The organism is Janthinobacterium sp. PSPC3-1, from assembly GCF_049896105.1.
GTDB lineage: Bacteria > Pseudomonadota > Gammaproteobacteria > Burkholderiales > Burkholderiaceae_D > Janthinobacterium.
In genome coordinates, this window is the sequence record NZ_JAFCTQ010000027.1 from 54,521 (window position 1) to 77,953 (window position 23,433).

Sequence of the window (23,433 nt, forward strand, 5' to 3'; positions counted from 1 at the left end):
ACCTGACGGCGGCCACTTCGAGCCAGGGGGGAGTTAGACCGGATGGATAGTACGTCTAGCCTGCCCATCGCTCAGGTTGGCGGCTGGCTAGCGTCAGCAACACATACCCGACGTGTTGCATGGCAGGATAAGCCACGTGACCTGGCGGACTGGGTGTCCTTGCTGCAAATTTGTGAGACAGCACGCCAGTCAACAGTCGCGTTTGCACGGCGATATCCTGAAAAAGGCGTATTTTTCCCCACTATTTCCAAGTAAACAGCGAAATCGTTTGCCGAATCACCAATGTAAACGCTATATTTCGCTTGCTGTGAGCGTTGCCGCTTTTTACGATAAATCTAAAAAAGCGAAAATCTCAATAAAAACTAGTGAATTCAAGGAAAACCGGATGTCTACAAAGAAACTGTTGCCGGCTCGTACGGTCGTCGATATTGACGGCCTGATCGCTATTGCTGACCGCGCGGAAGCGACATTGGTCCGCCTGCGGGATGATTTGTTAGCGCCCTGGCCGCGCAAGACGGCACCGATGATCACGGGTACGCGGTTAGCGCAATTATGCGGTATCGAGCGCACGCAACTCAATCACTTGTGCACGAAAGGCACGATTCCGCCTGGCGTGATCAAGGGCAATGGACGCAGCCGGGTATTCACGCTCAGCGAGGCTCGCGCGATCGTACAGCAGATCGGGCCCGTCAAACGGCGCCCTGCCGGCAGTCCAGGCATCGTGATCTGTGTCGGTAACTTCAAAGGCGGTGTGGGCAAGACAACGGCAACGGTGGCGGCGGCTCAAGGGTTCTCCTTGCTAGGGCACAGTGTTTGCCTGGTTGATCTCGATCCCCAGGCATCCACCACCACGCTGATGGGATACGTCCCGGATGCGGAGATCAGCGAAGAGATGACTGTCATGCCCGTGGTATATGGCGATGAACTTGATCTCTCCTATGCTGCTGTGCCCAGCTATTGGGATGGCATTGACTTGATTCCCTCGTCCCCTGCCCTGTTTGGCGCTGACTACTTTCTCCCGAACAAACAAGCCGCAGATCCTCAGTTCGAGTTCTGGAAGGTGCTTGACACGGCCATGGCACCGATCCGGGAGAAATACGATATTGTCATTATTGACACACCGCCAACCTTGTCCTACCTGGCCCTGGCCAGCTTCATGGCCGCCGACGGCATGATTATCCCACTGCCGCCGGAGACACTGGATTATGCCTCCTCAACCCAGTTTTTCCGGCAGTTCGCTGAGCTATTCAGTAGTGTACGCGACTCGCGATCGGTCACTAAACAGTTTGAGTTCATCAAGATTGTATTGTCTAAAGTAAAACCCAGCGTGACCATGACGGATGTGGTGCGCAGCTGGATCAAGCAGACGTATCCGGAACTTCTGGCAACCTCGGAAATACCGGATACCGATTTGGTCAAAAATGCGTACGCCGAGTTCAAGACGATCTACGATCTCGAAACTTACGATGGCAGTGTGCGCACTTATCAGCGCGCGATCGATGCGTTCAACGATGTCGTTGCCGAGATCGAACAGGCCGTGCAGACCGCCTGGGCTTATCGCGAAGCGGAGGAAACCAGTCATGACCAGTAAAAAGAGTTCCACTAATACCAGTACCACTAGCAAGGAAGTAAAAGCACCAATGGCACCAAAACAAAGCAAGCTGGCTGCCCGGTTACTGGGCCTCACAAATCATTTGGGTGACAACGTTAAGGCTAATCCCGGTACGCCGATCGCCCAACAGCGCGCCGTGACAATGCCTGGACAAATGGGGGCATTTCGCCTCGATGCACAGCGCTATGCTGAGCAAATTGAGGCGCTAACGAAAAAGGCGGAGGAAGATCGCGCCAATGCGCACACGTACGCGCAGCAGGTTGAAGAGCTTCAACAGCAGCTCCGCTTGGTCGAACAGGAAACTGCCGACGAGATCGAGTCGCTGAAAGCACAACTGGACGAGGCTGCGGTCAGCAATACTGGACGAATGGAAGTGCCGCTTGGTCGGATTCATAAAGTACCAGGCCGTCAACGCATGTTGACTGCACAGCAGTATACAGAGCTGCGAGAAAATCTTCGCAATAATAAGCTCATTACGCCAATTACCTTGCGACTTCGTCCCGACGGTGATTATGACATCATTTCCGGGCACAACCGTTTTGACATTTTCGAGGAATTGGACCGCTCGACCATCGGCGCGGTAGTGGATATGGACACCGAGGAGTCTGACGGTGATACCGACGCTTTTTTCGCCAATTTATTTCAGCCTGATCTCACCGATTATGAGAAATATCTCGGCTTCAAGAAAATGCAGGAAAAGCAACCCACGATTACGCCTTCCGAGATGGCTGCGGTTTCCGGCTTGTCACGACCAACTGTCACCTTGCTGATGATGTTCGATGAATTGCCAGCGGCAGCGCTGGAACTGGTGCAGAGCGCTCCGCAGACGATTGGCATGACCGCAGTCAAGCACTTGGTAGGGCAAGTCCGTGCCGGTACCGGCGAACGCGTGGTGGAAGCGATAAAGAAAATTGTTCGAGGTGAGCTTACCCAGGATCAGGCAATCAAGCTCGCCAGCAAACCTGCTACGCAGGCACCACCGGCAGTGCCGATCCCGTCAATCAAGATCAAAGCGGGCAAGGCGACCTACTGTGATGTCCGTCGTGCGCAGAAAGTGCTGCGTCTGGAGTTTCAAAGCGACTCTGAAGCGGAGGCGATCATGGACGAACTCAAGCAATTGTTGGACAAGCGCGCACAGGCACAAAAAGCAAAGAATTCATTGGATTAAAAATTTTAATCCCTTATAAATCAAACACTTAACATAAAAGGAACGAACAAAAATGTCATAACCAACATTTTTCTTCCACTCTGAAAAGCAAAAGGCCCCGGCGGGAACCGGGGCCTTTATGCACGCTGCTTTGGATGAGACACCGCAAAATCATCACATACGTCTTACTAACCTTTTGTGATTCTAGTGCGGTGCCATCCCAAGTGCAAGGAGTTTTTTCGCCTTTTTTGCCACTTTGGAGCCTTCATGAACGATCATGACCAGGTTGGGACTAAACACGTCCCTTCAATTGAGATTACCGCACCCGCACGCAAAAATTTGCCCAATCGGATCCTGCGCGCCTTTGATACCGCCAAACACCTGTGCGGGCTCAGTCGCAGCGTCAAGGATACCCTTGCCGAATTGTGTCGCTATGTCTCCCAGAAAGAGCCGTTCTCAACGATATTTGCGCACAAGGCGAATATCGCAAGGCGCATCGGAGCGTCCGAGCGGACGATTTTCAGGCACTTGCAGAAGCTCGAGGAGCACGCATTGATCGAGGTACTGCCGCAGGAGCGCAAGAGCCGTAATGGCCGGTTTGCGGTCGCCAGAATTCGCTTAACCGGCAAGGCTGCCGCCCTCCTCGGCTTTTCAGACGCGCACACCGCTCCGGAAGCCGTTAACTCACCACAAACCGGCCTTACAAGCGCCACTGACGTGCGCAAAAACCATGCAATAACCGATCTTATCCACAACGAGCCGTATGACAATCTGTCAGCCGGCCATACGTTAACTGAACCAACTTGCACAAAGAATCAACCGACTTCGCGACTTCGGAACGGCCTTCCTGCTGAACTTGCATGGATGACTTCGAACGGGCTATCGAAAGCGGGTATTTTTAAATTAATGAAGATGGCCAAAACGGCAGGCAAGCTGTTATCCGATATTGTATTAATGACAACTCAGTACATCGGCCATTTGACTGGTGGTCATTTATATTGTTATTTAAGTAAGCTTATCGCTGGTCCGACATGTTTTGCTGTTGCCGCTGCGGCCACACGCCGCCTTAGTATCCAGCGTCAGGAAGCTGCAATCTTCAAAGCCAAGAGTGAGAGCTTCAAAGAACGTTTCAAAAACACCGCGTTCACCACCCGTGACCAGGACAAATTGTATGTCTTTGATGACCGGTCCTCATTTGTGCAAATATTTGATAAAGTCAACCCATCGAGCTGGGCACCGCTGAACGATCTGGCTGGCTGGGTAAAAGCCGTCGAGTCAGGCCGCATTGTGTTGGCAACGGCGGTCGTTGAGCGGCAGTTCATAGGAAGAGTGGTATCGATGTAATCGCTGTCGTCGCATAAATAACGGCAAAGTGCTTGCTTGCAAGCTGCAGCGCGCCCTCCCCTTTTTCTTTGTGGGGATACCCAGACATTTCACAGGGAAGGTTTTATGGCAGACCAATCCGCACGAGTAAAAGAACTCGAAGCACGACTCACAGAAGTAGCGGCGTATTTGAAGGCATTGCCGCTCGTGCCTGAAACATATCGCCAAATCCATGCCATTGAGAGGTTGCTAACATCAAATGATGACGGCAACGCTCCATCGGTCACGGGGACCATTACCGCGCCAGGGGGACTGGTATTGATGACGGCGCGGCTCACAGGAGCACATCTGAACGTTCAAGGTGCGGTTGGGGCCGAACTACCAGAGGAATTTCGCCTGCGCTACGCTCGCTGGCTTCCCGCAGCTATCGGCAAAGGCATCAATTTCCAACTGGGGCCCACAACCCAATGCCCTCCCCTTGCCTCTCCTGGCCCACTGTAATTGCTGGTTGTCGGCTCGTACAAAAAGCCGATATCTCTACTGCAGGCCGAATGGTCTGAGTGTAGCTTCATCGCGCACTGCCGGCGCGACGCGGCCGGACGGCCTGGGATCGACATCGTGCGTCAACGTGATCAATTTCACCGGCTCTTTATCGGGCCCAGGTTGCATCTGAACCAGTGGCCGCACCGCAACTTCGACGCGATCGGCGCGTCGCGTGGGAGACCGGTTGGCCTGGTGAGTGAGCAGCGCCTGCATTTTGTGTGCACCGCGGCAGAACGCCAAGAGATTGGTGATGCGCAACTGCGTTCGAACTGGGTTTGCGGCGTTTAGGGCGCGACTTCGCGCGCCTTATGCGGAACGGGCGGCTAAAGAGCAAAGTGGTCTATGCGGGCATCGTCACGCTACTGACGTGGCCAGATTAGCCAGCACCAGTGGCTGGGCCGCCCGCGATGTGCGGGCTGACCAGCGTTTCTACCAGGATAAACTGGACCGAACCGGACTCTTGATTTCCCGAAAGCGGCGATCGGGGGCAGGCCGGGCCATCGATTTTAGTTACCCCGACGCGTCAAGGAACAATCTTTCATATTGGGGCAAGCCAACCCGATCGGCGTCGACAGCAGGTCGGCAGCGCGACGCTTGGCAACTCAAACCTCTGCCGCCAAATTGCACAACCGTATGGTCGAATAGTCCAGCATTAATAATGCGATGCCACTATCCGGTTGCACTGACTGGTCTAATAAATCAGTCATTTCTTTGCGATGCGGGCACGTGGTTCGACAGGGCAGGGGGCACAAGCCCCGCATCTGGTAGCTTGCGTTAGCCTCATCCTTAGCCATACGCCTTGCGGCGGGTTACCTTGGCATCCACGCGAGTGGAGATGACGCTATACCGCGACCGTCTATTCACCTGATTCGTCGCCGTGCAAGGCCATGTCTACGGCCGGGATAGTCGAGCGATATCACTGGCTTGGTTATTCCTTCTGGCGCATTTAAGGCAGGAGAACTGTGCGGACCTGACCTTTCCGGTATCCCCTCTCCTGGTCGAAAGTGAGCTTTGCGATATCTGTTTTTTCGAGCGGGCAGGGCATTCGGAGGCAGCTACATAGCCGATTACAGTATGGGGAAACATCGCCCCGGCTGGCCATGCGACGACGACGTTCCACTGATCGATATTCGCATGGGATACGCTTGTGACAGTGACTGAGGCTTGTCATATCCGGCCCCCAGCGTTTGCTCGCACCACTACGACCATGCCTCGCCTGTTCGCATCAGGACTGACATCAAGTTGGACTGAAGGACATGCTGCACCCCGATCAGGCCACTGACAAGTCTGTCCAATCCTGGCGCGACGACCATGCTATCGCCTATACGACCAGCTTGAAATAGATCATTCAGCGGCTTTGACGGTAGGGCAGCGCTGCGCAGCTGACATGTTGACGTCGACTGCAAGTTGAGCGCTCATCGCATAGTAATCACATCGTTTCGCAGCCCGGCACCCACTCGAACTGCGTAGCAACAGCGAAGCCTTGACCGGTGGAATCCCCAAAATACAATGGAAGAGATGTGGAGTCGACAAAAATCCCAAGGCAACCTCATGTCATCCGAAAAACGCTTCGGTCAACAATGTAAAAATGTAAGTCATTGATTTTAAATGAATTAAAATTTTTAACTGATTTCCGGTAGCCCTGTCCGATGATGGTCTAGCCGTGTTTCATTTATTTGTAAGCTGATCGAGCTTTCCATTTCGAACAAAAAAAGTGCTTTCCCTCCTAAAAGGCCGAGAGGGCTCATGGTGACGGGGCATGTCGGGCACTGCAGAGGCAATCCTCAGCGACTTTGATCAAGTGCACCATTTCTGAATCCGTATCATTCGCGCAGAGTTATCGGTCGTGTTGGCGCAGTATGGCAACCATTCGATTGACCCACAACTCCCTATCCCTCTGCTAACGTGGCAGAGGATGCAGAAAATAGCCAGCGTCTTGCCCCGATTCGAGTCCGATAGGAGAACGGTAAGCAGCGAGGACACTCGTGCACTGTTGAATCAAGGGATCCAATTCTATATCCGTACCCCACGCAGCGACGACTGGAGCCGATACCTTGCGCTCCATGGAACGCGACAGTTCACTGCTTCTCGATTCTTCAAAGAGAGAATGTTGGGCGTAGCTAAGCTACTTTTCAAGCGGATCAAACCGGGCCATGATGGCCTTGCTACTAGCTGCCCTGTCGAGAAATTGGGTGTCCGAACCACATTCCAGCGGCAAAAAAAACATAATACGCATGATCTGATATTGCGTATTATCAGGCCGTGTTGCTAGCAGCCTCAGCGCCGACAATGGCATCTGATGCCGCTGCAATTGCTCTGGTTCGCCTTTCAGTGGACGAGAAGATCCTGGATTCATCTTGATTACAATCGCGTCCGGTAATGCCGTTGCAGATATTCTCGGCAGCGGGTGATGGCGCCAAACGATTTCCAACACATTACGATAGAACACGATTTCATCCTCTACTTCCATAGGTAAAAATATCCGCGAACCTCGAACACAGGCTTAAGCTGCTCCGATGAGACAAAATCCACATCCACGGGGGCCATGTTCCTTGAGCGAGAGCCTGAGCATTCCGCCGAGGCCAATTTTGTCAAAGCAACGTTCAACGTCAGCCGACAACGGCCGTGGGTACGCCAGCTGCCGCCAGGAGCTGATATAACGGTGCGATCATCTGACGGTTGCCACGTTGGCGTGGATGGAGTAAATCTTCATGCTGTGCAGAGAAATCGAACGAAATTCTGGATAGAAAAGTCATCAAATTAGGGCAGCTGACAAACCGGAAAAATCCTTATTTCGCCTAAGCCTAATTGTTTGCAAGAATGATATGCTGCGTCAGCTAGTCGGGTTTAGTTTGGCCAAGCTCTGAATAGCCCTGCTGCCACCGTCGCCGACAAACACGGCGATCATAAATAGTGCCCTGTATTGGACTAAAATGGCCCCCTCGAAGAGCAGCCCGAAGCGCAAATCTCCTGACGCCGAAAGCGTGAAACCCGCACCGGCCACGTTGCGCTCGACGAGCGGCGCCGGCTTCGAATTCGAAGACTTGATCAGCGCCTGGCAGCTGGTAAAGGCACTGTCAGGTGAACGGGCACCAGGCATCGACTGTGTGGCCACGCAGCTTCAGGCTCAAGTCTCCAGTTCTGGGTGGCACGTAGACGACTTGCTGCTGACGGCCATGCCAGGCGCCGCGCCGTGGCGGCTCGCGATCTCGGCAAAGGGCAATCTGCAGGTCTCCGCGGCGGGCCTGCCCGCCGATTTTGTGACACGCGTCTGGCAGCAGTGGCGGGATGCGGCCGGACCGTTCAACTTAGCGACCGACGGGCTGGCCCTGGTCACGCTCGGCACGCATCCTGTATTCGACCCTACATGGCGCGAGGTGAAATACGCCTGCAGCGGCTCGGATACCGCGCTGGCGATGAGCCGTATCCGCGGTAACAATCGGCAATCAATCGTTTTCGATAGCGTCCAGCGACCCGCAGGCGCGTCGGACGAGGAGACCATCGAAGTCATTCGCCGTCTGCACGTGCTGCCGACCGACCTGCAATTAGCTCATTCCGATGACAAGACGCAAGCCATCGCGCAATGCCGTCGCTTGCTCGTGTCCGGTCTCGATGTCGACGCGCATGCTCTCTGGATGGCGCTCGTCAGCGTCGCGACAGAGGTGCGGCTACGTACCGGAACCGTCACTGTTCAGGAGCTGGTAAGGCGCCTGCGGGGCCAGTTTGGCCTTCGCCATCACCCCGACTTTGAACGCGATTGGACCGCGCTCTCCGACCTCACCGCAGACTATAAGGCGCGGATAGAAACGGAACTGCCCTCGGGCGATGCGATTCCCCGTGCGGCGGAACATGCATCGCTACAGGCGGCACTCACCAACAACCCCGTCACCGTCGTGTTTGGGGAATCAGGCGCCGGCAAGTCGGCGCTTGTCAAGTCGGTATTGGACAGGGCATGCCCTGCGTGGCAGCAGGTGTGGTTTGGTCCGGAGGACCTTAAGATAGCCCTGAGTGCGGCTCGACGCAGCGCGATTCCTCTGAGGCACGAGCTCGGGCTTGTGCTTAACGCAACAGTCAAGCCGCATAACATACTGGTCATTGACGCCGCGGAACATATTGCCGCCGGCGAGTTTGGCGTCATCCGCAAGCTGCTTCAAGCCATCCTGCCGGACGAGGGTGACGGCGTCGACTGGGTGTGGAGGGTGGTCATCGTGACGCAGACGCACAGCTGGGTTGAGGACGAACAGATGTTCGTCGGCAGCAGGGCGTTGCATCGCGTCGAAGTGGAAACGCTCAAGAGCGACGCTGTCAAGTTGTTGCTTCGATCGTTGCCTGGCTTGGGTTGGTTGTCTGGGCACGACGACACCATTGCCGCGCTGACGAACCTGAGGACACTGGCATGGGTCGTTAAGGCGGGTTCCGCGCTCAGATTGAGCGCCGGCGGGTTGACATCGCATACCGCCATCGCTGACCGTCTCTGGAAGCATTGGACCAACGAGCGCGCCGACGTGCAGGCCTTGATGATGCGCCTCTCCGAACGAGAAGCGTCGTTCGAACGCAGTTTCGCGCTGACCGCCTTGGCGCCGGCGGACACGGCTACATTCACGCAACGACCCGATACGCTGCCGCTGCGCTTGAACGAACGTACCAATTGCATCGAGTTCGAGCACGATCTCGCAGCGGATTGGTCACGTTTCCAATTCCTCAAGCAAATTGGATCAGATACGGCGCAGTGGGCCACCCTGGTCGGCAATCCGCTCTGGACGAACGCGCTCCGGATGCTGGGCCAGTTCCTGCTGCGACAGACGGATGGGACAGGCACGGCCTGGGACCTCGCCTTTGAAGCCACTGAAGCCGCAAAGAACGAGCTGGCCGGCAATCTCCTTCTTGATGCGCTTTGCCTGGACCCTGATGCCGAACGCTTGCTGACCGACCGTGTCGATCTCCTGCTCGACGAGGGTGCGAAACACCTCACGCGGCTGTTGATGCGCTTTCATCATATTGCCACGCTGCCGATTCGCGGAGAAACAGCCCCGGATTCGCTCGGCTTGTATATGGAGGCCCACCACCGCTCGATTATTGTTGGCCGGTGGCCGCCGGTCCTACGTTTTCTCATTGGGCAGCGGGAGCGGCTAGCCGTGCTGGTATCGCCCGCGCTCGCGAAGGTCATGGAGACGTGGCTGACCAAGACGTCACGCCTGCTCGATAGCGGCCACCGGATGCCTTTCCGCCTGGAGATGGCGGAGATGGCGCTCGCCATGGCACGCAACGTGCAGGTCGAAAAAGGTCACAACACGTTTTATCATGTGCGTGAGCCGTTGCTGTATTCCGCGCCATTGGCTGGCGCGGCGGACTTGCCGGCCGAGGTAGGGAACTGGGCGCTCGAACTCGCAGGACGGCGAGAAATCGACGCTGAAGTCAGACGGCGCATCGCCGAGGTGCGAGAGCGGGAGGCGCAGGCGCACGCCGCGCGTCTGGCAACCGATAGCGCGTACAGAGGACGGCACGGCAGAAGGACGGCAGTGCCGCGCGCTTTCGGCGCATTCAGCAAACGACTGCCGCCTTGGCCGCTGGGGGCTAGTAGAAAGGTTGATGGAGACTTTCGCACCGCCTGCCTCAAAGGGCAGGGCATCGGCTTCCTGATGCGTACACAGCCCGCGTTGGCGGCCGAAGTCCTGCTCGCGCTTGTTATCGAAGATCAGCCCGAGCAAGACTATGGGTCGGCAGGCTACGAAAGGGATCTGGGCCTCCAATACCTTCAGGAGGCGTACCCGACGATCTTCTGGAAGAGTCCTTTTTTTCAATTTTTCCAGCTGGCGCCGAACATGGCACTCACCTCGCTGATCGCGCTTGTGAACTTCTGCACGGGGCGCTGGGTTGCCGAGGCGATGAAGGGGAGAACCGGAGAGGCGCCTGTGGTGACGCTACAATTTGAGGACGGGGCGGAGCAGATATTCTCCGGCGGGGGGCAGGTATTTGACTGGGTGCAGTCCAATGCCCCGGGGAGTAACGGAAGCCTGTTCTGCGCTCTCGACGCGCTGGAGCGCTGGCTGACGCTACGGCTGGACGCAGGCGAGGACATCACCGCCGAAATTGAGACGATACTGGGTGAGGGGCACTCCGCAGCGCTGATCAGCGTGCTGGTCAACATCGCCAAATATCAGCCGTCGCTGCTGGTCGGCCCGCTCGGGGCTCTGATAACGTTTCCTAACATGTTCTTTTGGGATAGCCATCGCGCGAAAAAAGTGGGCTCCAACTTCATGGGATGGGAGTCGCTCCAAGGCGGGCAGGCGATGTTTGATCTTTTTCGTGATTGGACCTTAGCTCCCCATCGCAAGCGGAAGTTCCTTGATGTCGTTGTCGAGCGACTACTGACCGACGACATTGTTGCGCAGCGCCTTCAAGCGCTGCTCCCAACCTGGAGTCTGCCTGAAGACCCGAAGCAGGCGTTGGAGTACAAGCTGCTGCTTGCCGCGCTGGACCAGGCCAACTATCCAACTGAAATCGACCCGGCGACTGGCATGCACGTCAGGCGCTTGGTCTATCCTATCGAACTGATAATCGAGGTGCAGGCATGGCGGGCCGATACAGAGCCCGCTCTCGCATACTTTCTTGTACCGAACCGATGCGAGCAGCGTCTTCAAGATGGCCATCAGCTCACGGAGGACGATGCCACGTCCCTGTTCACCCTCCTGCAGGAGTGCGACATCGGGAAGGATGGCAACGATGAGGAGGCGAAATCGAATTGCCGTTTAGCTGTGGCTGCCACGCTGGTCGTTTTAAGTGGCGCTTGGCTCGCTCAGAACCCAGCGGCACAGAAACATGCGCTCGAAGTAGTGCGTGCGCAAGTCGCGGCGATCGCATCGACCGTCGAGCAAATTCGTGATTGGCGCATCGGTAGCCTGAGGGACGAGTTGAAGTTCGTCTCCTACGCGGTCATGCACTTGTGGCTTGCCGGTGGTGACGAGGTGGATGAGTGGGAGAGGGCGGTCTTGCGCCTGCTGACGAGTGGCGATACGCGAGCGACCAGTGAGGTGATCAGCGCGGCCTACTGCCATCGAGAGCAACTTGGTACCGCGTGGTGGCGCCTGCTGCATGCCGGGCTGTTCTGGTCGGGACTTATCCTGCTGGCGCCGCGACACGGTGATGGCGATGCCTCGGAGCGCGCCTGGACGGGATGGCTCGCACGCCTGCGGCGCTTTCAGTTGCGTGGACCGCGAGCGACGCCGGATGACCTCGATTTCACGCGTGTGGTTACGGGCCGTGATCGGTTGAGCTTTCGGCGCCGGATGCGCCTCTATCATGCCGATGTCCATGCGTGGGAAGACGAGCCAAAGCGCGGTGGGGGTGGATGCCTGGACAGCCGAGTGCTTGAGGTCTTGTTTAGCTGGCTCATTGAGGGCGGAGGCTCTGGCGACCACAACCTTGACAAGCGTCTCGCCCTTCGCATATGGAATTACGATGTTACGCGTGCGAAAGCCTGCGAGAGGGATCACGGTGAATACGACTTGCCGAGCCAAAACATTGGATACGACGTCCTCTTGAAACTCGGAGCGCTGGCCATCGTGGCGCCCGCAGGGCACGAGCGCGCGATTTGGGAGCCTGTCCTCACCCATGGACCGGCCGCACACTACGCGCTGCAGCACTTCATTCACGGGCTGTTCCTGCGCCTCGGAAAAGGTGACAATCCCGAGGCATTCGAGCGCGTTTGGCGGGGTATTGCAGAATACGGGCTCGCAGCTGATTGGCGTCAACCTGGCGTCTGGTTCCACGGCGAGCGCTTACTTTGCGACCTGCTTGGCTTCGGGAACGAGGAGGCGCTCGCGCGGCTCAGTCCAGGTGCGGCTGAGCGTATGCATGAACTTTACCAATGTTGGGCTGGCGCGCACCTCGCCCACGACGAAGACTGCGTTATCCGCTTCTGCCACTTTTTGACAACGAAATTCGGCGCTCCGCTTCGGCTGGACGGCCTCCTCTGGCTCGCTGCCATGATGAAACAACGCGAACTTCCGGGACGATGGTATCGCGAAGGAACGGTTCCCGCCTTAGTGGAATTGATGGCGAAGGCGCTAAGCTCCGATGCGCTCGTCCTGTCGCAAAACTTGCCGGCGCGGCAGGCCCTCGTCGATATCGCTGCCGCGCTTGCTGCACTGAACGACCCAGCCGCCCTGGCTCTGCAGGAGCGTATTAAACAGCTGCGATAACGGTCAAGAGCAGGCTCTATGTGCTCGGGCCGGGGATTCCTTGTGGCCTTATGTTCGAGGCCACCAGCCCATGCCCGTGGAATATGCTGACCGCATCCATAGCGACAAACGATCTCAACCTCATGGGATCGATGGTCATGGATTTTTTTTCACTAAAAATAGCAAATCAGCAAAACCAAACCGGCGCCAAGGAACGCTCCCTGGACTCGCCGAGCAGAAAGTGTCTTGGCCTGGCACGATCCGATTCCCACTGCACCCCGCCAATCGTCATGCATCCCATGAGAAGCCTGCTCGGCGGAACACCTCCAGTCGATTGGCGCAAGATGATATCAATCATGGTGGTAACTGCGATTAACGAAACAGGCATCAACCATTGTCGATTTCTCTCAACATATTGCTTGCTGCCACTCGTTTAATCTCAGCCGAGCGTCACGCTATGTTCCTTGATCAGTTGTTACGCTTCCAAGTGCATAGCTTGCAAGTGAGTTGGCCGTTGAACAGATAATGCTCGGTATCACGTTTGCAGCGTCCACAGTAGCGCATAAATCTTCCTTAGTGAACGGAAGCGGGATACACGAAGTCCGCTTCTGGGGTGAAGGTGTAATGCGTCAGGTCTCCCTCGAACACGATGTATCCTTCGACGTTTCTTTCGCGTAGCGCTTTTACAAAACGACGCGCGTTGGCGATCACGAACTCCGCGACCACACCAGGGTCGGCGCGTTTTGCGCTGTTGGAGTTTGAGCCACCATCGCTTTCGCACAGCATCACCATGTCGTCTGACGATCCGACCTTGCGGCCATAAATTTTGTTTTTCATGCCGATATTCATCATGGCGGTTTTCCCCATTTGCCCCGTGAGGAGCGATACTTTGCTCATTCTTGTGTCAGCATTCTTGGCGTGTCGCCAACAGTAATATCCATGCCGCCGGCCATGCGCTCTATGAAAGCCGGCAAGCTTGCCGCCGCAGCCTTGAGCAACACTGCCGGGCGCGTGGGCGCGGTGAGGTCGACCAGCGGTTGTCCGGTTGCTGTCCTTACCGCTTCCTGGTCGATCGCAATTTGCTCCTTTTGCTGGAAGTGCGTTATCAACTCAAGCGTGCGTTGCAATTCATCGAAGGCCTGTTGAGCCGACAGCGCAAAGGTGTCTTGCTTGCCTTGGTAGACAGCATGTTGGTAGCGTGCTTCATCAAAGACCAGGTCCCCTGCGTCTTTCTGCATCAAGCCTCGTGCCCAGTGTGCCTTGGGATTGCGCTGCGCAGCTTGAGTGATGGCATTTACCACCCGCGTCCTGATCTCGCTTCCTATCGGAGCCAAGTTGTGGATCTCGATCAGAAAGCTCACTGAGACCTCGGTTTTGACCTTGGCGAGCGGTGTATTGCCACCTAGAGAGCTCGCTAGAGCGAGATTTAAATCACCGTTCGACATTTATTTCCTCGTTGGCTAGCACCGTGCTGACCTTCTCATTGAGCCAGGCCCGTATTACGGGCCGTGAGTGCTGCTGGACGATTTCCTACCCTGAGTCTTGTAACTCTTTATTTGCTTGATGTGCCAGGGCTTCGTCTGCATGCAGGGGCGACATGCCTTGTCCGTGCAGTGCTTCCAACTGCACCGCGCGAATCGACTTCGTGCGGCCCAAGTTCTTCCAGAGCTTCAGGACAAGGCGCCACCACTCATCAAATACAATTAAGTGGGAGGTGACATCTGACACGGCATTTTTACCATTAGTCTCGCTCGTTTAAATGATCTACGGCAGCCTGAATTTCAGCGCTCATTCCTGGCTCGACATTGCGGACATGAATATAGCCAATGAAGCCTTCCTCGGCCTTCTTCGTACTTAGTATCAGCTTCAAGTCGGTGCTATCGGCGGAAACGATTAACATGCCATTTGCAGCTCTCTCGGCTTTGAAGCCCGAGAATTCACATTCTCCCTCAACAGCCTCGACCAGTCCCGCTACGTTTGCAGAATCACACGGATCTGCGGCATCAAGCCACTCTTCAAAATCGAAAGTTGTGTCCATAATTTTTCCTTTAGACAGTGACAGCAGTGGAATTAGTATGTCAAAATTTCTCCAGCAGCTGCAGTTTCGAGACGATACCACCTGCAATAATCTTTCCCGATCAATCTTTAACAGTGACGGTGACCCAATAGCCGCACCACTGGGCCGACTTGCGGCCGGCAGGTAAAACCGCAGCATCGAGCTGTTCGATGATGCGGTCGGGGAGGGTTTCCTTGGTCACGCCCATTTGATCTAACTCGGCCTGCGTGACATCGATTTAATTTCCATTTGGCTATTTTCCGTACTTACGCTACCGGTTTATGCTTCTTAACGATGGCTGCAATCTCGGTATCAAGTTGTTGCTGCTCGTTCCTCAATTTTAGTGCAGCTTTTTGTTGTTCCTCCCGCTGCGCCGTGGCGCTCGCAGGATCAAATCTATCCCCAACGTAGTTGGCTTGATTCTCTTCAGGGAAATCTTCGAAATACTCTGACCACTCACCCATGTCTTTTCTTCTCTAGGCTATACCGCCTGATAGTCGGCAACGGACGCCACCAAGGCGCATCTTCCCCCTACTTTTTTCCGGCACTGATAGCGCGCAATCCTGAAATGCTTTCAGGTTCGATCAACGCATAGAGCCTGTCCACGTCGCGCCTCGCTGCTGCTTTATCGACCTGACCCGCCAGCTCTAACCAGAGCTGCCAAATGCCGTGACCCATATCCAAGCGCTGACGAAATTCAACTTCTTCAACCATCGTCGAAGCTTGATCTGCGCACTCGCGTAGCTTGCGTTCTGTGGTGCTTGTAAGGGTCGAGTAATTCAACATTCAATTTTCACTTTCTATGTATAGAACGACGGCCGACACGGGGTGCCTTAGATACCCGGATTTTTCCTTGGTGTAACTCGTCATTCGGCTTTCCGGCGACGAGGTTCGTCAGCACGTGCCAGTTCGATTGCATCTAAAGCGTCACGCAGTCGCCGGGCCACGCGTGGAGTGACGAACATATCGACCATGTCGGCTTGAGCATAGTGCGTCCGGTTTGGTCCGATCGCCTCAATCCCGTTCCCACCCGCGCCAGTCTCAAACAACATTAAATCGCTTGGCTTGCCTTCATCGTTAAGCGAAGACTCGTGCAACTCACGAGCCGAGTTGATGTTGTAGATGCAACCGTCTTCACACCAACCCTTCGTATCGACGCACCAGACCGTTTCTAGAAGGCCTTCGAGATAAAGGCCAACACATTGATCAGATTTCGATTCAAAGAACACGATACGCTCTTCGAATGCCCCGCTTGCCATGTGCTGTGGCAAGCTCACAATCGCCCGATACAGTCGAGCGTTTCCAGACAAAGTGGCAGGCTGTCGGATATAGTGCGAAGGCTCATTCATTATTGGTTTATTCCTCGTTGGCCAAGCACCTCGCCTGAGCTCTCAATGACGATGCCAGCTCGTGGCTGGCATCGATGCCGCTGGCATTTTCCTTGAATCTAAGACCGCCTTAAAAGCGGTCCAACAACGATTGTTTTTCTCTCGCCGGAACCCGAACTGGGATTGGTGAGCGTGAATTTAATGCTCCTGCATGTCAAGATTGGTCATTATCAAGGTGGTGTCGCGCACCTAGTTGTCATCTCGAATCGTCGCCAATTTGAACAGGTGGCGCAACTGAAAAACCGTCCAAATACTACTTTCGCCGCTTTGAAATATCCCCATTTTCGGCTAAAAATTGTATTAATTGGCCTGATCTTACGCCCTGACCAAGCTGTAAGCAAGGCGGTCGGCTAGGTTGTCGGAAAAGTCCATCGCGCTATCTCGAGTATAGTTTCTGATGTCGTGAATGCAAACCCTCGGCGTGACGCTTCGCGGCGACAAATATGCAGTCGCTGGTTGTATTGGTCTGGCGGAGGCGCTGGAAGCCGAGCGCACCGATCTGGTCGCCATCGCCGACGCGGAAACCGCGCTGGGTCCGGTGCGCCTGAATGGCGAACTCGATCGCACCGCATTCCAGCTGCGGCGCTTTGCCGACCTGGCAGAAGCGGGCGTGCCGTTCGCCCATGTCGACGATCCGGCCGTCGCGGGTCCACCGCCAGGCGGCCATCCGGCCATGGTGCGCACCCTGGTGCCGTTGGGACCGGTGGCCATGTTCTCGGCCAGTAATTTCCCGTTTGCCTTCAGCGTGTTGGGTGACGATACGGCATCGGCGCTGGCCGCCGGCTGCCCGGTCTTGGTCAAGGCGCATTCCGCCCACCTGCTGTTGTCGGCCCGCGTGCATGCGCTGGCGCAGCGGGTACTGAACAACCTGGGTCTGCCTTCCGGCCTGATCGGCATGGTGCAGGGCGCCGGCGGCGAAGTGGGCATGCGGCTGATCCACCACCCGGCCATCGCGGCGGGCGCATTTACCGGTTCCACCCGGGGTGGCGCCGCGCTGCAGGCGCAAGCCAGTGCGCGTCCGCGTCCGATTCCGTTTTACGGCGAACTCGGTTCCATCAATCCGGTGGTGGCACTGCCTGGCATACTCGCCACCCGTGGCGCCGAGCTGGCGCAGACGCTGGCCGCATCGATCGGCGCCGGCACCGGGCAGTTCTGCACCAGCCCTGGTTTGATCTTCCTGATCGACGATCCGGCCAGCACCGCGTTTGTCGACGAGCTGGCCAACGGACTCAAGAAGCTGGCCCTGCATCCACGCGGAGTTCTCGAACGATGGACTGCGCATGACCGTGTCGCTGGCGGTGGAGCAGGTGCCGCTGGCCGCGTAACGCGCGGACAGTGGAAGAGGGGCGGTAAGTTGGCCTCCTTCCGTGATAGTGCTATTTTTTTTTCATCACTCAAGCCTTCATGTGGGTTATACCCTTGAGACGGCTTATGATGGCGTAAGCTCCTCATTTTCATCTGGGAAAACATGATAAAAGCTATCTCTATTGCAGAAACTGGTTATCCTGGAGTCACTAAGATCACCGCTGACGGCTGGGACGGTCAGGTCTTGCGGATGTCCTACGCAACGTGTTGTAAGTGGATCGCGTCCTCCGCGCAGCTGCAGCAAGCGGGTGTCTATATGCTCTATGCGGATCATTTCGACCGGGCAACTCATGGAAACCAACTCTATGTAGGGCAATCTGGCACGATAGGACAGCGACTCGGACAGCATGATGGCAAGAAGGTATTCTGGACAGCCGTCATGGTGTTCAGCTCAGCTGGCGACTGGATGAATGTTGCGTACACAGTAAACATCGAACGACAGTTCATCAAGTGGGCGAAACACGCGAACCGCTACGAACTCGATAACAGGAATGTTGGTCGGGAGGAGTACTTGGGCCAGGAAGACCAGGCACGCCTTGAGTCCTTTCTTGCTGGGGTCCAGCCGGTGCTGCGCCTGGCTGGTATTGACGTGTTTGAACCCAACATGGATGGTACTTTCAGCTATTCTTTTCCAAATAAAGTGACGTCCCAACTGAAGATTCTTAATGGTTCTCCAACCCCCGCGGTGACGATCCTGGCGGGGAGCCGGATATTTGGCCTTGACCAGGCAAAAGTGAGCCAGGCGAACCTGAATGGCGTTGCCCACGACGACGCGGGACGTATCCACACCTTTCACGAGTCCGTTGATGTGACGCTGGACGGTCCAGAATCTATACTGAAACTGTTCGATCGTCCTGTCGCCTCGTGGAAATCCCGGTCTGGAATTTCCTTGATGGCCACGTTGACAGCGCTGCACCGAGCTGCGTAGCGTTCCGCTGCAGCCAGGGATTCCCGGTAGCGGACTTTCGCGCGCGAAAGTCCGACCCGGCCTACGCACCATATTCCGATCCAGCCATGACTGATTCCTCCGCGACGCCAGCTCCGCTACCATTCACCTTCGCCGAATTCGTGGCCGCCGAGGTGTCCAAGATTCTGGGCGCTCACGCTGAAGCCGACTGTCACGCGCTCAACAAGGTTTTCTGGAAAGCAAAGGAAGGTGCAAAGAGCGCCGCCGCCTCACGCGCGCTTGAATTGCTCGCCGGGATCTGCTCAATGCGTCTCGTCCCGGAAGAGCCGGCACACATCTACAGACCGATGTTCGAGTTCAGCGACGGAGGCAGCAGCATGACCTTGGGCCATATTCCCAAGGACGCGATTGACGCACTCGCGCAATTGACCGGCACCCTCGACAGCGCGCCGCTGAGGGCACGGCTTGCCGACTTGGTCTGGCTGTTGGATCGGTCACGGGGACATGCGTTTCCCTTGATGGCGATCCAGGCCTATCGCAGACTTTTGTTGTCTAGCGATGCTTGGCGGGGGGAATCGAAAGCCGGCTGGCATCGCGCGATGCAGCTTGCCAAGCAGATCCACGCGGAGGACGAAGCGCGCGCCATCGAAACGGCCCTGTTGGATGCTTTTTTTGCGGCTGCTGGTGACGAAGACGGCTATCAGGCCTTGCATTATCTGCATGCTCTGCGTGTGGAACGCCGCAGCGGCGGGCGTGCACAAGCGGTCGCCGAGCGGCTGGAGGCGATCGGTCGGCAACGGATGGCCCTCACGCATGCATTTGAGGCCCAGTCTCATTTCGAGGCTGCTGCCGAATGGTACGAATGGGCACGTGACCGTGATCGGCAAGCGCTCATGCTTTGCTTGGCAGCCGAAGCGATCACGATGCAGGCCGGACAGGCCGACGGCGCCATCGTGGAGCACCATTGGCTCAGTAAGGCAATCGAGGCATACCGGCGCGTGCCGGCCCGTTTCCGCGCCCAGCTGGGAACCGAGGGCGCGATTGAGGCGTTGCGGCGCCGGCGGGAAGACGCTGGCCACGCTATGCTGGGCGAAATGGTGGTGATACGAGGGCCGCGAGACGTAGGCGGTCGAATTCAGGCTGCGGTCGACCACGTTAAAGGACGGCCCGCCCTTGAGGCCCTGCTGGCATTTTGTGGGCTAGATAGTCCTCCAGACGTTGGGGCATTAAAGGCTGCGGCCGAAGCTGCTTTGAAGGCTACACCATTGAGCACCATGATGGGAATGCACGTTGTGGCCGGCGATGGGCGACAGGTGGAGCACATTGGCCCCGACAATGGTTGGCAGGCGCAGGTCGACGCGCGAGCGCGCGCCATGTTTTTGGAGCATGCGAACAAGGTCGCATTGGCCGAGCTGCTGCCCGCACGCGACCAGCTACGCTTTGAGCATGACTTTCGGTTGGGTGATTTCATCGCGATCGCGGAGCGATCCCCGGTAGTACCGTCAGACCGCGTCCGTATACTTGGACAAGGCCTGTATGCTGGCTACTGCGGCGACATGGTGCAGGCCATGCACATCTTGATGCCGCAGTTCGAGCACGTTGTACGCCAGGTGCTGCAGGGCGCTGGAGCTTTCACCGCGCAGCACGACAAAGGCCTTGATATGGAAGTTGCGCTGGGCCGCCTGGTCGAACGGCCCCAATTGGCCGAGGAGTTTGGCGATGGGCTGACGCTGGTAATTCATGCTGTCATGTGCGACCGCGCCGGACCCAATCTGCGCAACGATGTAGCGCATGGGTTGGCGGACGAGGAAGCGTGTGAATCCGCCCTTGCTTTATACGCATGGTGGTTGATTCTACAGTTGGTGTCGGAGACTTGCGCCGCTGCGATGGACGCTGCCACCCCGCCAGACCAACCGTTTGTTTGAGTGCATAATTGTCTTTTCATTCTGCTAGGAGCAGACAATGCGTGAGCTGTCGGTTTCAGTCGGTCAGGGCCTGGATGAGGACCAGCTTCAGCAGGTCCTGCAGGAGAACGGCGGGAGACGTTTGTATGAAGTCGCGCACGCGCTACTGGACGAGCACGCCGACGACCGCGCGGAAATCAGCGAGGTCAGGGTGACAAACGTGAAATTCGACGAGGACCGCCCCACCCAGGTGGACATCGAGTTTCAAACCTCTTGGCGCATCTACCGGGGCTGCGAGGACAGGAACACCGAAGGGCGAGAGTATCAACAGGAGCCGGCGACCTACGAGGCGGACGGCCGCCTGGTGTTCCTCGTGCCGCTGGCGCGCAAACACACCGATCCCTGCTGACAGCGTATGACGATGAACGCTTTCAGTTTATTCCGTCTCGGCATGCTTATCCTGGCCGCGGTCGTGATGCAGGCCGTGTGGGCCCGGGCAGTTCCAGATGTCGCGATCTATACCCTATATCGCAACAGCGTGACTGATGCGGCCCTGCGTCTGCACGTCGCCACCTTCGATGCCCTTGACGGGGCGGCGTACAACCGCCAGAACTGTGCTCAGGCTCAGCAGCTGTTCGCCGCTCAGCAAGGCGTCAGAGTGGCATTCTGGTGCGAATCCGGTAAGTTCCGTGCCATCGCCGCCAGCGATCACGCGCCAGCCTCCGCGGAGCAGCTCATCACCGGCCAGCCGGCGGACCGGAACTGCAGTCCGTCCGCCTCGAAACTGGCGTGCGGCGACACGCGGCCAGCCAGCGCCGGCTATAGTTGTTCGCCATGACTGCGCTGCGTACCTTCGCTGGTGTTTACCCTGTTCACCACTTCCAGGGCGCGCTGTTCGCCGTGCGGATCGGCAGCGACACGGCTTACATGTACGAGGAGGCTCCAGCAGGTGATGGCGATGCCTGGGCAATCGTGGAGGTCGATCCCGATCGGTTCCTGCAGCTGTGGCGCCAACCGGGCAGCAGCCACCCGGAGGTGGCGCACCAAAGCCCCGCGACTTGGCCGCAGGACCGCAAGTTCCATTGGCCACATCAGCATTTCGCGCAGGGTCGCGTCAACCCAGTGCCGCTGGCCACCGTCAGCTGCGAGCTGCGGCATTGGCCGTTGGAGAGTGTAATGGGGTGCGACGATACAACCGACCGTCCAGTCCTCTCGTTCACCGACGGGGTCACCCGCACCATCTGGCTGCTGACTCATTGCGTAAAGGTCATGCCGGTCAAATGCCCGATGCCCGACGCGGCACGGCTGCAGGCGCTGGCCGGTGTGGAAGGCGGCCAACCGGTCGCCGTCGGTACATTGTTCAAGCAACAAATGGGGTGAAACCACTTGTACGATCAGCGGCAGGGGAGGGGATCTGGCTCCTGAGGCAGGCCGTCACGCCAAGAGGGAGGCGCCGACGTGCCCGGCAGCTGCCAGAGCGTGGACGATAGCGCAGGGTGGCCGAACTGCGGACGACGGGGGCAGCAACACCTAGGCAAGACATGCCGGTAGCCGGATCGATTGCACTGGCCGGCGCCGGTACGGACCCCAACACAGTGTTTTATCGCGGCACACAGATCAAAGATCTGTTCCACAGGAATGGTGACGTGGCGTATTCCTTGGCTGGCCGCGCCATCATCTAAGACTAGGGGCGACAAGCTGCAGATGCTCCAGACTGCTCGTCTGGAGAGGGAAACGGCCCTGCGCATGCCGCACACCAATTTTGTGATGTATTGACTGTGAAAGGGCCGAAGGGGAATTCCAGGAGCGCACGGCGCGCATCGTGGCCAAGTCTGGCGTCCGGATTATATACATACCCCCCCTAGACATCGAGGACGCGGGGGCTTATGTCCTTATGTGCCGCTTATCATGTTTTGCTCGCTTGTCGTGTTTACGGTAAGACATTGGCGTCTAGCCCGCCGAGTCAAAGGCGTCTCCCCGCCCTGGACATAGCTGTCATGCCCAGAACCTTGCGATACGACCGCAATGTCCGTATTGTAATGAACATAGACAACGCGGTAATGCCGTCAACGCCAACGAATGCAAGGTGATCCAATGAACACGAAAACCAACACTGCCAAGGTAGTGCCGCTGCGCCGCAAGATCGAGCCGAAGACCGAGCGAGAGGCAGAGAAGAAATGGGGGGCCGCTGTAATGGACCTCGGTTACTCACAGATTCCTTCCCTGATCTTTCGCGCTCAGGCGCGGCTGGGCCTCAGCGCGGTTCAGCTTGCGTTGTTATTGCATCTAGTCGATTACTGGTGGAAAAAGGCGCAAATGCCCTTTCCCAACAAAGCGACGCTGGCGGAACGTATGAACCTCAGCCCCCGCCAGATTCAACGCTACCTGACAGAACTGGAGACGGCGAGGTTCATCACGCGAGAGGAACGATTTGCTGGCCACAGAGGGCAGCAGAGCAATATCTACCACCTGGACGGGCTTGTGAGGAAGTTGAAAAAGTTGGAGCCGGAATTCAGCGAGGTCAAGGAGCAGGCCATTGAGCAGGCCAGGAAGGTGGCGAAGCGGGGCGGCTTGTCGGTTCGTCGCGTTAATCTGGTGGAGCGCTCCAAGAAGAAGACAGGCGACGAAGAGTGATGCATTGGCGAAACGAGAATGAATGGGTGCTTTGGGACGACAGGAAAATTGACGGCACGACTTACTCTTTTACACACCTCCGGTCGTTCGATATGGCGGTGTTGAAGGAAGCGCGGGGCGCGTGGCCAGAATTCAGAGCCACGGTCCGTGTAGTGTTCGATTGCCATGTTGTCACCGAAAAAGCGGATTTCGTGATGGATGACCCGATGTACTGGCGTGACACGGGCGGTCACGGTCGCAAGTTCGACGCGACCCGCTACGGATATTCACTGAGCTTGCCGGAGCTTCTTTGTGGGCTGTGGTGGTCAAGTAATTTCGGACACAACGATAGGTTCACGTGCTGCCATTTTCCGTTCGTAGACGGTGGGCGGCAG

22 protein-coding genes are annotated in these 23,433 nt (G+C 56.9%); 15 read left to right on the forward strand and 7 right to left on the reverse strand.

Annotation, left to right across the window (positions count from 1 at the left end):
* Positions 1–202 precede the first annotated feature (202 nt).
* From ACP7B7_RS23185 to ACP7B7_RS23200, 4 genes are all read left to right on the forward strand, one after another.
* Entirely contained in the window at positions 203–1,591 is a 1,389-nt protein-coding gene (locus tag ACP7B7_RS23185; RefSeq protein WP_426078253.1) for a ParA family protein, read from the forward strand.
* Positions 1,581–2,780 (forward strand): ParB/RepB/Spo0J family partition protein, encoded by a 1,200-nt coding sequence (locus ACP7B7_RS23190; protein WP_426078254.1) that lies wholly within the window; start codon positions 1,581–1,583, stop codon positions 2,778–2,780. Before ACP7B7_RS23185 ends, ACP7B7_RS23190 begins: the two co-directional genes overlap by 11 nt.
* A gap of 246 nt (positions 2,781–3,026) precedes the next feature.
* Complete coding sequence (locus ACP7B7_RS23195; RefSeq protein WP_426078255.1) at positions 3,027–4,103, forward strand: hypothetical protein; 1,077 nt, start codon at positions 3,027–3,029, stop codon at positions 4,101–4,103.
* Between the two features lie 105 nt (positions 4,104–4,208).
* A complete protein-coding gene (locus ACP7B7_RS23200) occupies positions 4,209–4,583 on the forward strand; it encodes a hypothetical protein (protein ID WP_426078256.1) in 375 nt (124 codons plus the stop codon).
* Positions 4,584–6,750: 2,167 nt separating this feature from the next.
* On the opposite strand, the gene ACP7B7_RS23205 is transcribed toward ACP7B7_RS23200, so the two are convergent.
* Entirely contained in the window at positions 6,751–7,095 is a 345-nt protein-coding gene (locus ACP7B7_RS23205; protein WP_426078257.1) for a hypothetical protein, read from the reverse strand.
* A 463-nt stretch (positions 7,096–7,558) separates the two neighbouring features.
* Here ACP7B7_RS23205 and ACP7B7_RS23210 point away from each other — a divergent pair, with 463 nt between their 5' ends.
* Positions 7,559–12,826 carry a hypothetical protein gene (locus tag ACP7B7_RS23210; RefSeq protein WP_426078258.1) on the forward strand — a complete coding sequence of 1,756 codons (5,268 nt, stop codon included), beginning with the start codon at positions 7,559–7,561 and terminating at the stop codon, positions 12,824–12,826.
* A 50-nt stretch (positions 12,827–12,876) separates the two neighbouring features.
* Positions 12,877–13,242 carry a hypothetical protein gene (locus ACP7B7_RS23215; protein ID WP_426078259.1) on the forward strand — a complete coding sequence of 122 codons (366 nt, stop codon included), beginning with the start codon at positions 12,877–12,879 and terminating at the stop codon, positions 13,240–13,242.
* 136 nt (positions 13,243–13,378) lie between these two features.
* On the opposite strand, the gene ACP7B7_RS23220 is transcribed toward ACP7B7_RS23215, so the two are convergent.
* The 6 genes from ACP7B7_RS23220 to ACP7B7_RS23245 all read right to left on the reverse strand — a co-directional run bounded on the left by ACP7B7_RS23220 (position 13,379) and on the right by ACP7B7_RS23245 (position 16,210).
* Positions 13,379–13,702, reverse strand: coding sequence for a hypothetical protein (locus ACP7B7_RS23220; RefSeq protein ID WP_426078260.1), 324 nt, complete (start codon positions 13,700–13,702; stop codon positions 13,379–13,381).
* Complete coding sequence (locus tag ACP7B7_RS23225) at positions 13,699–14,250, reverse strand: hypothetical protein (protein ID WP_426078261.1); 552 nt, start codon at positions 14,248–14,250, stop codon at positions 13,699–13,701. Before ACP7B7_RS23225 ends, ACP7B7_RS23220 begins: the two co-directional genes overlap by 4 nt.
* Before the next feature lie 296 nt (positions 14,251–14,546).
* On the reverse strand, positions 14,547–14,843 hold the full coding sequence (locus ACP7B7_RS23230; RefSeq protein ID WP_426078262.1) for a hypothetical protein: 297 nt from the start codon (positions 14,841–14,843) through the stop codon (positions 14,547–14,549).
* Between the two features lie 284 nt (positions 14,844–15,127).
* Positions 15,128–15,325: a hypothetical protein gene (locus ACP7B7_RS23235; RefSeq protein WP_426078263.1), complete on the reverse strand. Its 198-nt coding sequence runs from the start codon at positions 15,323–15,325 to the stop codon at positions 15,128–15,130.
* Between the two features lie 67 nt (positions 15,326–15,392).
* A complete protein-coding gene (locus tag ACP7B7_RS23240; RefSeq protein WP_426078264.1) occupies positions 15,393–15,647 on the reverse strand; it encodes a hypothetical protein in 255 nt (84 codons plus the stop codon).
* An 80-nt stretch (positions 15,648–15,727) separates the two neighbouring features.
* A complete protein-coding gene (locus ACP7B7_RS23245) occupies positions 15,728–16,210 on the reverse strand; it encodes a hypothetical protein (protein ID WP_426078265.1) in 483 nt (160 codons plus the stop codon).
* A gap of 171 nt (positions 16,211–16,381) precedes the next feature.
* Here ACP7B7_RS23245 and ACP7B7_RS23250 point away from each other — a divergent pair, with 171 nt between their 5' ends.
* From ACP7B7_RS23250 to ACP7B7_RS23290, 9 genes are all read left to right on the forward strand, one after another.
* Positions 16,382–16,603 (forward strand): hypothetical protein, encoded by a 222-nt coding sequence (locus ACP7B7_RS23250; RefSeq protein WP_426078266.1) that lies wholly within the window; start codon positions 16,382–16,384, stop codon positions 16,601–16,603.
* Between the two features lie 52 nt (positions 16,604–16,655).
* Entirely contained in the window at positions 16,656–17,672 is a 1,017-nt protein-coding gene (locus ACP7B7_RS23255) for an aldehyde dehydrogenase family protein (RefSeq protein ID WP_426078267.1), read from the forward strand.
* A 45-nt stretch (positions 17,673–17,717) separates the two neighbouring features.
* Entirely contained in the window at positions 17,718–18,542 is an 825-nt protein-coding gene (locus ACP7B7_RS23260; protein ID WP_426078268.1) for a GIY-YIG nuclease family protein, read from the forward strand.
* Positions 18,543–18,628: 86 nt separating this feature from the next.
* Entirely contained in the window at positions 18,629–20,446 is a 1,818-nt protein-coding gene (locus ACP7B7_RS23265) for a DUF4209 domain-containing protein (protein WP_426078269.1), read from the forward strand.
* A 37-nt stretch (positions 20,447–20,483) separates the two neighbouring features.
* Positions 20,484–20,834 (forward strand): hypothetical protein, encoded by a 351-nt coding sequence (locus ACP7B7_RS23270; RefSeq protein ID WP_426078270.1) that lies wholly within the window; start codon positions 20,484–20,486, stop codon positions 20,832–20,834.
* A gap of 6 nt (positions 20,835–20,840) precedes the next feature.
* Positions 20,841–21,263, forward strand: coding sequence for a hypothetical protein (locus tag ACP7B7_RS23275; RefSeq protein WP_426078271.1), 423 nt, complete (start codon positions 20,841–20,843; stop codon positions 21,261–21,263).
* Positions 21,260–21,805 (forward strand): plasmid fertility inhibition factor family protein, encoded by a 546-nt coding sequence (locus tag ACP7B7_RS23280; RefSeq protein WP_426078272.1) that lies wholly within the window; start codon positions 21,260–21,262, stop codon positions 21,803–21,805. Before ACP7B7_RS23275 ends, ACP7B7_RS23280 begins: the two co-directional genes overlap by 4 nt.
* 714 nt (positions 21,806–22,519) lie before the next feature.
* Positions 22,520–23,059: a helix-turn-helix domain-containing protein gene (locus ACP7B7_RS23285; protein WP_426078273.1), complete on the forward strand. Its 540-nt coding sequence runs from the start codon at positions 22,520–22,522 to the stop codon at positions 23,057–23,059.
* On the forward strand, positions 23,059–23,433 hold a 375-nt coding region (locus ACP7B7_RS23290; RefSeq protein ID WP_426078274.1), incomplete at its 3' end, for a hypothetical protein. The genes ACP7B7_RS23285 and ACP7B7_RS23290, both read left to right, overlap by 1 nt.

Bases quoted from the DNA above. Each gene is read 5' to 3' on its own strand.
- ACP7B7_RS23190 (WP_426078254.1), top strand. From the start codon at position 1,581: ATGACCAGTAAAAAGAGTTCCACTAATACCAGTACCACTAGCAAGGAA.
- ACP7B7_RS23195 (WP_426078255.1), top strand. From the start codon at position 3,027: ATGAACGATCATGACCAGGTTGGGACTAAACACGTCCCTTCAATTGAG.
- ACP7B7_RS23200 (WP_426078256.1), top strand. From the start codon at position 4,209: ATGGCAGACCAATCCGCACGAGTAAAAGAACTCGAAGCACGACTCACA.
- ACP7B7_RS23205 (WP_426078257.1), bottom strand. From the start codon at position 7,095: ATGGAAGTAGAGGATGAAATCGTGTTCTATCGTAATGTGTTGGAAATC.
- ACP7B7_RS23210 (WP_426078258.1), top strand. From the start codon at position 7,559: ATGGCCCCCTCGAAGAGCAGCCCGAAGCGCAAATCTCCTGACGCCGAA.
- ACP7B7_RS23215 (WP_426078259.1), top strand. From the start codon at position 12,877: ATGTTCGAGGCCACCAGCCCATGCCCGTGGAATATGCTGACCGCATCC.
- ACP7B7_RS23220 (WP_426078260.1), bottom strand. From the start codon at position 13,702: ATGAGCAAAGTATCGCTCCTCACGGGGCAAATGGGGAAAACCGCCATG.
- ACP7B7_RS23225 (WP_426078261.1), bottom strand. From the start codon at position 14,250: ATGTCGAACGGTGATTTAAATCTCGCTCTAGCGAGCTCTCTAGGTGGC.
- ACP7B7_RS23230 (WP_426078262.1), bottom strand. From the start codon at position 14,843: ATGGACACAACTTTCGATTTTGAAGAGTGGCTTGATGCCGCAGATCCG.
- ACP7B7_RS23235 (WP_426078263.1), bottom strand. From the start codon at position 15,325: ATGGGTGAGTGGTCAGAGTATTTCGAAGATTTCCCTGAAGAGAATCAA.
- ACP7B7_RS23240 (WP_426078264.1), bottom strand. From the start codon at position 15,647: ATGTTGAATTACTCGACCCTTACAAGCACCACAGAACGCAAGCTACGC.
- ACP7B7_RS23245 (WP_426078265.1), bottom strand. From the start codon at position 16,210: ATGAATGAGCCTTCGCACTATATCCGACAGCCTGCCACTTTGTCTGGA.
- ACP7B7_RS23255 (WP_426078267.1), top strand. From the start codon at position 16,656: ATGCAAACCCTCGGCGTGACGCTTCGCGGCGACAAATATGCAGTCGCT.
- ACP7B7_RS23260 (WP_426078268.1), top strand. From the start codon at position 17,718: ATGATAAAAGCTATCTCTATTGCAGAAACTGGTTATCCTGGAGTCACT.
- ACP7B7_RS23265 (WP_426078269.1), top strand. From the start codon at position 18,629: ATGACTGATTCCTCCGCGACGCCAGCTCCGCTACCATTCACCTTCGCC.
- ACP7B7_RS23270 (WP_426078270.1), top strand. From the start codon at position 20,484: ATGCGTGAGCTGTCGGTTTCAGTCGGTCAGGGCCTGGATGAGGACCAG.
- ACP7B7_RS23275 (WP_426078271.1), top strand. From the start codon at position 20,841: ATGACGATGAACGCTTTCAGTTTATTCCGTCTCGGCATGCTTATCCTG.
- ACP7B7_RS23280 (WP_426078272.1), top strand. From the start codon at position 21,260: ATGACTGCGCTGCGTACCTTCGCTGGTGTTTACCCTGTTCACCACTTC.
- ACP7B7_RS23285 (WP_426078273.1), top strand. From the start codon at position 22,520: ATGAACACGAAAACCAACACTGCCAAGGTAGTGCCGCTGCGCCGCAAG.